7 protein-coding genes and 1 pseudogene are annotated in these 7968 nt (G+C 72.0%); 5 read left to right on the top strand and 3 right to left on the bottom strand.

Annotated features, from left to right (window positions below; genetic code table 11):
- The first annotated feature begins 164 nt into the window (after positions 1–164).
- Positions 165–1339: pseudogene (locus AC061S_RS35760) on the top strand (RNA-guided endonuclease InsQ/TnpB family protein).
- Here the strand turns inward: AC061S_RS35760 and dapE are convergent.
- Positions 1314–2408 (bottom strand): succinyl-diaminopimelate desuccinylase, encoded by a 1095-nt coding sequence (dapE, locus tag AC061S_RS35765; RefSeq protein WP_478690048.1) that lies wholly within the window; start codon positions 2406–2408, stop codon positions 1314–1316. The pseudogene AC061S_RS35760 and the gene dapE overlap by 26 nt on opposite strands.
- A gap of 51 nt (positions 2409–2459) precedes the next feature.
- On the opposite strand from dapE, the gene AC061S_RS35770 reads away from it, so the two are divergent.
- Both AC061S_RS35770 and AC061S_RS35775 read left to right on the top strand, forming a co-directional pair.
- Positions 2460–3476 (top strand): hypothetical protein, encoded by a 1017-nt coding sequence (locus AC061S_RS35770; protein ID WP_478690049.1) that lies wholly within the window; start codon positions 2460–2462, stop codon positions 3474–3476.
- 275 nt (positions 3477–3751) lie between these two features.
- Complete coding sequence (locus AC061S_RS35775; protein ID WP_478690050.1) at positions 3752–4078, top strand: ATP-binding protein; 327 nt, start codon at positions 3752–3754, stop codon at positions 4076–4078.
- Positions 4079–4147: 69 nt separating this feature from the next.
- Here AC061S_RS35775 and dapC read toward each other — a convergent pair whose 3' ends face one another.
- Together dapC and fdxA are read right to left on the bottom strand one after the other, a co-directional pair.
- Positions 4148–5266, bottom strand: coding sequence for a succinyldiaminopimelate transaminase (dapC, locus tag AC061S_RS35780; RefSeq protein WP_478690051.1), 1119 nt, complete (start codon positions 5264–5266; stop codon positions 4148–4150).
- A gap of 161 nt (positions 5267–5427) precedes the next feature.
- Positions 5428–5757 carry a ferredoxin gene (fdxA, locus tag AC061S_RS35785; protein ID WP_030868357.1) on the bottom strand — a complete coding sequence of 110 codons (330 nt, stop codon included), beginning with the start codon at positions 5755–5757 and terminating at the stop codon, positions 5428–5430.
- A gap of 117 nt (positions 5758–5874) precedes the next feature.
- Between fdxA and AC061S_RS35790 the strand changes: the two genes are divergently transcribed.
- The gene (locus AC061S_RS35790) at positions 5875–6867 is read left to right on the top strand and encodes a GNAT family N-acetyltransferase (RefSeq protein WP_478690052.1); all 993 of its coding nucleotides are present in this window, start codon (positions 5875–5877) and stop codon (positions 6865–6867) included.
- Entirely contained in the window at positions 6864–7655 is a 792-nt protein-coding gene (locus AC061S_RS35795) for a transglutaminase family protein (protein WP_478690053.1), read from the top strand. The genes AC061S_RS35790 and AC061S_RS35795 overlap by 4 nt, the downstream gene beginning before the upstream one ends.
- The last annotated feature ends 313 nt before the right edge of the window (positions 7656–7968 follow it).

Raw genomic sequence — 7968 nt, forward strand, 5'->3', positions numbered from 1 at the left:
GATCAGGTTAGGCGCACCGGGGTGACGACCAACGGAACTCGACGGGTTACTGGCGTGGCCGGAAAGACTCATCGAACGAACAGGCTCTCGAGAGCTCGCTGAAACCGGTGAGGAACGAGCGATCGTCATGCAGACTCATGTCCGAGCCCATGGCTTCACATCCCATGAAGCTGGTGGTTCAGGTGAAGCTCCTGCCGACGCCCTCACAGGCCTTGGCACTGACCTCGACCCTGCACGCCTGCACGCCTGCACGCCTGCAGCCAAGCGGCTTCATGGGTGGCCGAGTCGGCCTTCGAGCAGAGGATCTTCCGGAATTTCGAACTCCGGACACGCACCTACAGCGAGGTAAAGGCACGTTGGGGGCTCGGCGCTCAGGCCGCCCAGCACGTGATCAAAAAGGTTGCCGACGCGTACATGGCGCTCATCGCGAACTCGCGAGCGGGCAACCTCGGTCGGCCCGGCTCCGCCCGACACCGCCGCGCGACGGAGAAACCGCTCGCCTTCCGTTCGACAGCCGCCCAACCCTACGACGACCGCATGCTCTCGTGGCAGACCGACTCGTGCACTGTTTCGATCTGGACCACGGCCGGACGCCTGAAGGGGATGGCGTACACAGGCAGTCCCACCCAGCTGGAGATGGTCGCCGCGCATCGTCGCGGTGAATCGGACCTGATCCACCGCGACGGCTCGTGGCACCTCTCCGCCACCTGCGACGTACCGGAAGCCATTCCGAACGGGCAACCCACGGTCTTTCTCGGTGTGGACCTCGGCATCGTCAACGTCGCCACGACGAGCGATGGCGAGATCATGGCTGGACGGCGACTCAACCGGCTACGGAAGCGTGATCGGGACGTGCGCGCCAAGCTTCAACGCAAGGGAACCAAATCCGCCAAGCGGCGCGTCCAGCGCAGGCGCCGCAAGGAGTCCCGGAGGACACGGGACGTCAACCACAAGATCGCCAAACGCATCGTGGCCGAGGCTGAACGCACCGGGTGCGGAATCGGTCTGGAGAACCTACAAGGCCCGCCGGGCCGGTGTGCCGGTGGTGTACGTCGACCCGGCGTACACCTCCCGCACCTGCTCCGAGTGCGGCCACGTCGACAAGGCGAACCGGGTCTCGCAGGCCCGCTTCGCCTGCCGGTCCTGCGGATTCGTTGATCACGCAGACCGCAACGGCTCCCGCAACATCCGCGCACGCGCGCAGATGCTGTGGCGAAGCGGGGCCGACTCAACGGCCCCAGCCGTCCCGCACCAGCGAGACGGCCGGACGCGGACGGTCACATCACAACCAGTGATGCACCGTAACGCAAGCCCTACCGTCCAGGCGGCGGGGTGCTGAGCCAGGCGCGGAGTCGTTCCTCGCAGTGGAGGATCGCCTTCGTTTCCACCCGCTCGTCGGCCTTGTGGGCCAGCAGGGCGTCGCCCGGGCCGTAGTTGACCGCCGGGACGCCCAGTGCGCTGAAGCGGGAGACGTCCGTCCAGCCGAACTTCGGCATGGCATGTCCTCCGACAGCCTCCATGAAGGCCGCGGCGGCCGGGTGGGAGAGGCCGGGGAGGGCGCCGGGAGAGAGGTCGTCGATCACGAACTCGTCGATGTCGCAGTCCGCGAAGACCTCGCGGACGTGGGCGATCGCCTCGTCCGTGGTGCGGTCGGGGGCGAAGCGGAAGTTGACCGTGACCGTGCAGGCGTGCGGGATGACGTTGTTGGCGACGCCGCCGTCGATGCGGACCGCGTTGAGGCCCTCGTGGTACTCCAGGCCGTCGATCACGGGCTTGCGGGGTTCGTACGCCGCCAGCTTGGCCAGGATCGGGCTCGCCGCGTGGATGGCGTTGGAGCCCATCCAGCTGCGCGCGGAGTGGGCGCGCTCGCCGGTCGTGCGGAGCAGGACGCGCAGGGTGCCCTGGCAGCCGCCCTCGACCTCGGCGTTGGAGGGTTCGAGGAGAACGGCGAAGTCGCCGGTCAGCCAGTCGGGGTGGGCTTCGGCGACCTTGCCGAGGCCGTTGAGGTCGGCGGCGACCTCTTCCTGGTCGTAGAAGACGAAGGTGAGGTCCCGGTTGGGCTCGGGGACCGTGGCCGCGATGCGCAGCTGTACCGCGACGCCCGACTTCATGTCGGTGGTGCCGCATCCCCACAGGACGTCGTTCTCGTCGAGGCGGGAGGGCACGTTGTCGGCGATCGGCACGGTGTCGAGGTGACCGGCGAGTACGACGCGTTCGGCGCGGCCCAGGTGGGTGCGCGCGACCACGTTGTTGCCGAAGCGGTCCACGGTCAGGTGCGGCAGGCCGCGCAAGGCGTGTTCCACGAGGTCGGCGAGTACCTTCTCGTCGCCGCTCACGGAGGGGATGTCGACGAGCCGGGCGGTCAGCTCGGCGGCGTCCAGGGTGAGGTCCAGCTCGGATTCGGACATGGAGCTGACCCTAACGCCCCGGGCTGCGGCGAAGCCTTGTCCGTCCGGCCGATGGACGCGTCATATGGCTCAAGTACGGTGGGCGGCGTGCCGCAGACCGATCACCCCCGCCCTCGCCGCCGCCGTCGCCCGCTCCGCTGGGCCGCGGGCTTCCTGGTCCTGGTTGCGGTCGCCGGGTACTTCGTCGTGCAGCGGGCGTCGAACGGCGGTGGCGGCGTGCCCTACTGCACGGCTTCGGCCGACGGGAAGAGCGCAGCGAAGGGCTCCGGCCAGTACGACGAGATGTCCCCCGAGCAGGCCGCGAACGCGGCGACGATAGCCGCCGTCGGGGTCTCCAAGGGGATGCCCGACCGGGCCGTGACCATCGCGCTGGCGACCGCCATGCAGGAGTCGGCCCTGCGCAACCTCGACCACGGCGACCGCGATTCGCTGGGGCTGTTCCAGCAGCGGCCCTCGCAGGGCTGGGGCACGCCGGAGCAGATCATGGACCCCGTGTACTCGGCCGGGATCTTCTACGACCGGCTGGCCGAGATCAAGGGGTACTCGCGGCTCCCGCTGACGGTGGCGGCGCAGAAGGTACAGCTGAGCGGTTTCCCGCAGGCCTACGCGAAGCACGAGCCGGACGCCACCGTGCTGACCTCGGCCTTCACCGGTGGCGGCCACTTGACCTGCACCGGGCCCGCGCCCGTCCGGCCCGGCGATCCGGCGAAGGTCCGGGCGGAGCTGACCCGGCTGCTCGGCAAGAACCCGCTGTACACGCTGCCCGCGGATGCGGGCGGCGCGGCGGCCGGGCAGGCAGCCGGGGCGGCCGCGGAGTCCGAGGTGACCCTGGTGGCGAAGGCCGGCGGCGGGGACCCGGCGGCGCGGGCCGGCCAGGTGCTCGCTCAGTGGGCGGTGGCCAGCTCCCGCGAGCTGGGGATCACGCGGGTCTCGTACACCTCCAAGTCCTGGGTCGCGGGCGAGGACGGCGACCGGTGGCGGGAGCGGGGCGCCGCGGGTGCCGGGAACAGTGCCGGGGATCCCGGCGCCGCGGGTCCGGGACAGGTACGGATCTTCGTGCGCGGCTGAGCTCCCCGCGGCCGAGCTCCCCGTGGACGGGCTCTCCGCGGCCGAGCCCCCCCCGTGGACGGACGTGCGATCCGTCCCCCGTACGGGGGTGACCCGTACGGCGGACACAGCGGTCCCGGCGGGCACACAACCGCAGGTCGGCGCGGGTTCCGAGCGGTCGGCCCGGAAGCCGATTAAACGATCCGTTACCGATCCTTTACCCACCGGCTCCGCAACTCGCGCCCCCCTCCGAGCGGTTGTCACGGCGTACTCAGCCGCTACCGCTTAGGAGCAACATGTCCCTCCCCCTGACCCGTCGGATCGCCCGTGCCGCGCTGCTCCTCGCAGCCGGGGCAGCGCCCGTGGTCGGTGCGGCCGGCGCGGCCAGCGCCGCGGGCCTGGAGTCCGTGCCGCAGCTGGGCGCGCTCACCGCGCCGGACGCGACGGTCGCCGCCGCGGGCGACACCGCCACCGAAGCCGTGCCGGACGCCTCCACCCTGCCGGCGCCCGCGCCCGCCGACGAGGTGACCGGCGCCGCCGGCAGCCTGCTGGCCGGGCTGCCGCTCGCCGGCGGCGGGCTTCCGGGTGGCGGCCTGCCGGGCGGGCTGCCCGGCCTCGGCTAGGCGCCGCCCGCAGAAACGCCGAGGGGCCCGGGAGCACGAACTCCCGGGCCCCTCGGGCTGTCCCGCGCCTCAGACCCCGGCGGGGCCGGCTTCGGCCAAACGCTTGACGGCCGCCGCGACGCGCTCGTCCGTGGCCGTGAAGGCCACGCGGACGAAGTGCGCGCCCGCCTCGCCGTAGAAGTCGCCCGGCGCGACCAGGACGCCGAGCCCGGCCAGGTGGGCGACCGTGTCCCAGCAGGGCTCGTCCCGGGTCACCCACAGGTACAGGCTGGCCTCGCTGTGCTCGACGCGGAAGCCGTGCGCCTCCAGGGCGGCGCGCAGCGCCTCGCGGCGGGCCGCGTAGCGCACCCGCTGCTCCTCGACGTGTACGTCGTCGCCCAGGGCCGCCACCGTGGCCGCCTGCACGGGGGCCGGGGTCATCATGCCGCCGTGCTTGCGGATCTGGAGCAGTTCGCCCAGGACGTCGGCGTCACCGGCGATGAAGGCCGCCCGGTAGCCGGCCAGGTTGGAGCGCTTGGAGAGCGAGTGGACGGCGACGATGCCCTCGTACGAGCCTCCGCAGACCTCGTCGTGCAGGACGGAGACGGGCTCGGCCTCCCAGCCCAGTTCCAGGTAGCACTCGTCGCTGAAGATCAGGATCCCGTGCTCGCGCGCCCAGGCCACGATCCGTACGAGCTCCTCCTTGGGGAGGACCGCTCCGGTGGGGTTGGACGGGGAGTTGAGCCACAGCAGCTTCACGCGGGCCGGGTCGAGATCGGTGGTGGGGTCGTCGTAGACCACCGGCTCGGCGCCGCACAGCCGCGCGCCGACCTCGTACGTCGGGTAGGCCAGCCGGGGGTAGGCGACCTGGTCGCCGGCGCCCAGGCCGAGCTGGGTGGGCAGCCAGGCCACCAGTTCCTTGGAGCCGACGACCGGCAGGACGTTGCGGTGCGCGGCGGCGCTCGCGCCGAGGCGGCCGCGCACCCAGCCGGTGATCGCGTCGCGCAGGGCGGGGGTGCCCCACACCGTGGGGTAGCCCGGGGAGTCCGCGGCCTCGATCAAGGCGCGCCGGATCAGCTCCGGCACCGGGTCGACGGGCGTGCCGACGGAGAGGTCGACGATCCCGTCCGGGTGGGCCGCGGCCGTCGCCTTGTACGGCTCCAGCTTGTCCCAGGGGAAGACGGGAAGACGGGAAGAGACTGCGGCCACGTTGCGCTCTTTTCGCTTTCCAGGATTTTCGTCGTACCGGCCGGTGACCGTGCGGGTCGAAAGGCCTGCCGGTCAGAACACGTGCCGGTCAAAACACCTCGGTCCCGTGCGGCTGTGAGCCGTACGGGACCGAGGGACGCGCGTGGGGCGGTACCCGACCGTCAGTGGCTCGGGTTGATGTCCGCCGGGAGCGCGGCGATGAAGGGGTGGTCGCGCTCGATCAGGCCGAGCTTGGAGGCACCACCGGGCGAACCGAGCTCGTCGAAGAACTCGACGTTCGCCTTGTAGTAGTCCTTCCACTCCTCCGGGGTGTCGTCCTCGTAGAAGATGGCCTCGACCGGGCAGACCGGCTCACACGCACCACAGTCGACGCACTCGTCCGGGTGGATGTACAAGGACCGCTGGCCCTCGTAGATGCAGTCGACGGGGCACTCTTCGATGCATGCCTTGTCCTTGACGTCGACACAAGGCTCCGCGATGACGTAGGTCACGCTCTCGTTCCTCCTCATAAGGGCTTTCCATATCGCGCGGGAGCGCGGCGTCGTCGATGCCCGCCTCTAGTATCTCCGTTCCCGGGCACGATCCGAACAGGAGGGGCGGACAGAGCTGTGGAAATCACTGCCGGTGGACGGCTGGAGATCCGGATTACACCCGCTGACGTGGGTAAACGTGTCTCTGTGCGACGGGTGGAGCATGGCTCGACCGGAGCCCCTTCCTTCACGGACACCGTAGGGGTTCTCACATCCTGGAACGCGGGTGTGATGACGATCACACGAAAGACCGGCGAGTCCGTCCGCATCGCGGAATCGTCGCTGGTCGCGGGCAAGGTCGTACCGGCCGCTCCGGCCCGCCGCAGGGGGCCCGCGGCCTCCTTCGAGGAGCTCGCGCGGGTCTGCGCACGGTCCTGGGTGCCGCTGGAGAGCGAGCCGCTGGGCGAGTGGACGCTGCGCGCGGCCGGCGGGTTCACCCGCCGGGCCAATTCCGTACTGCCGCTCGGGGATCCCGGGGAGCCGCTGGACGATGCACTCGCGCGAGTGACCTCCTGGTACGCCCAGAGGGGGCTTCCGGCCTACGTCCAGACCGCCACGGGGGCCGCGGGCACGCAGGAGCTGCTGTGCGCGGAGCTGGAGGACCGGGGCTGGGTCCGCGAGGTGTCGGCGGAGGTGCGGGTCGGCGGGCTGGCGGCGGTCGGGGACCTGGCCGTGGACGAGTCCGTGGTCGCGGGCGTACGGCTGACCCGTGCTCCGGACGAGGACTGGCTCGCCCGCTACGGGCGGGTGAAGGACCCCGAGACCGCCCGCCGGGTGCTGGCGTCGGGGCCCTCGGTGTGGTTCGCGGCGGTACCCGGCCGGGCGATCGGGCGGCTCGTGGTGGACGGCCGGTGGGCCGGGTTCGCGGCCGTCGAGGTCGACCCGGAGCACCGGCGCCGCGGCCTCGCCTCGGCCGTGATGGCGGCGCTGGCGCGGCGCGCGCTGGAGGAGGGAGCTTCGGCGGCCTGGCTCCAGGTGGAGAGCGACAACACCGCGGCGCGGGCGCTGTACGAGGGGATGGGCTTCGGGACGCACCACTCCTACCACCACTACCGCCGGGCGGCGGCGTGACCTCGCCCTGGCGGGAGCGGTTCGCCGCCGAGGCGCGGGCGGAGCGGCCCGACCTGGCCGTGCTGTGCCTGCTGCTGGCCGCGGAGGGGGACCCGGAGCTCGACGAACGGGCCATGGACTGGGCGCAGATCGAGCTGGACCGGCTGGCGGGGATGCTGCCGTACGGGCTGCGGGGCGCTCGCGCGTGGGCTTCGGCGGTGACCGAGCTGCTGGGCGGGCGGCTGGGCTTCCACGGCACCCCGGCCGACTACGACCGGCTCTCGTCCTCGCTGCTGCACGAGGTGCTGCGGCGGCGCCGGGGGCTGCCGATCCTGCTGTCCGTGGTCTGGCTGGAGGTGGCCCGGCGGGCCGGGGCTCCGGTGTACGGGCTGGCCCTGCCGGGGCACTTCGTGGTGGGCTTCGGGGATCCGGAGGAGGGCGTGGTCGTCGACCCCTTCGCGGGGGGCGCCTCGCTGGGCGCGGGTCCGGCGGAGCTGGCGGCGGGGCCGCGGACCGCAGCGCGCACGATGGACATCGTGCTGCGGATCCTGAACAACATCCGGGCGTGGGCCTCGTCGCGGCCCGAGCACTCGGGGGTGGCGCTGTGGGCGCTGGACCTGGCGCTGCTGCTGCCCTCGCATCCCGCGGCGTTGCGGTACGAGCGGGCGAAGCTGCTGGTGGAGCGGGGGGAGTTCGCGGCGGGGGCGGCGGAGATGGAGTCCTACGCGGTGGTCGTGGACGTGATCGATCCGCCGTCGGCGGTGCGGATCCGCGCGGAGGCGATGGCGGCCCGGGCCCTGCTGAACTAGGCCGTCGGCCCGGCTGCCGCTGCGCGGGGCGAGGTCCCCGCGGCGCCCTTGCCGCTGCGCGGGGCGAAGTCCCCGCGGCGCCCTTGCCGCTGCGCGGGCGCTGCCCGGACCCGTCCTGGGGCTCCGCCCCAGACCCCGGTCCTCAAACGCCGGACGACTGAAAGGCCGGAGCCCCTCCCCCGTGTTCTTGGGTTCTAGTGGTCGTCGCAACACCCCAGCTCAAGGGGTGCGATGGACTTCGAGGTCCGTAAGGTCCGGACGGCGCAGGGGCCCAGGAAGCTCCGTGCTGAGCGGGCGGAATACTTCCGGCTCG

It is taken from the genome of Streptomyces sp. CA189, from assembly GCF_056428985.1.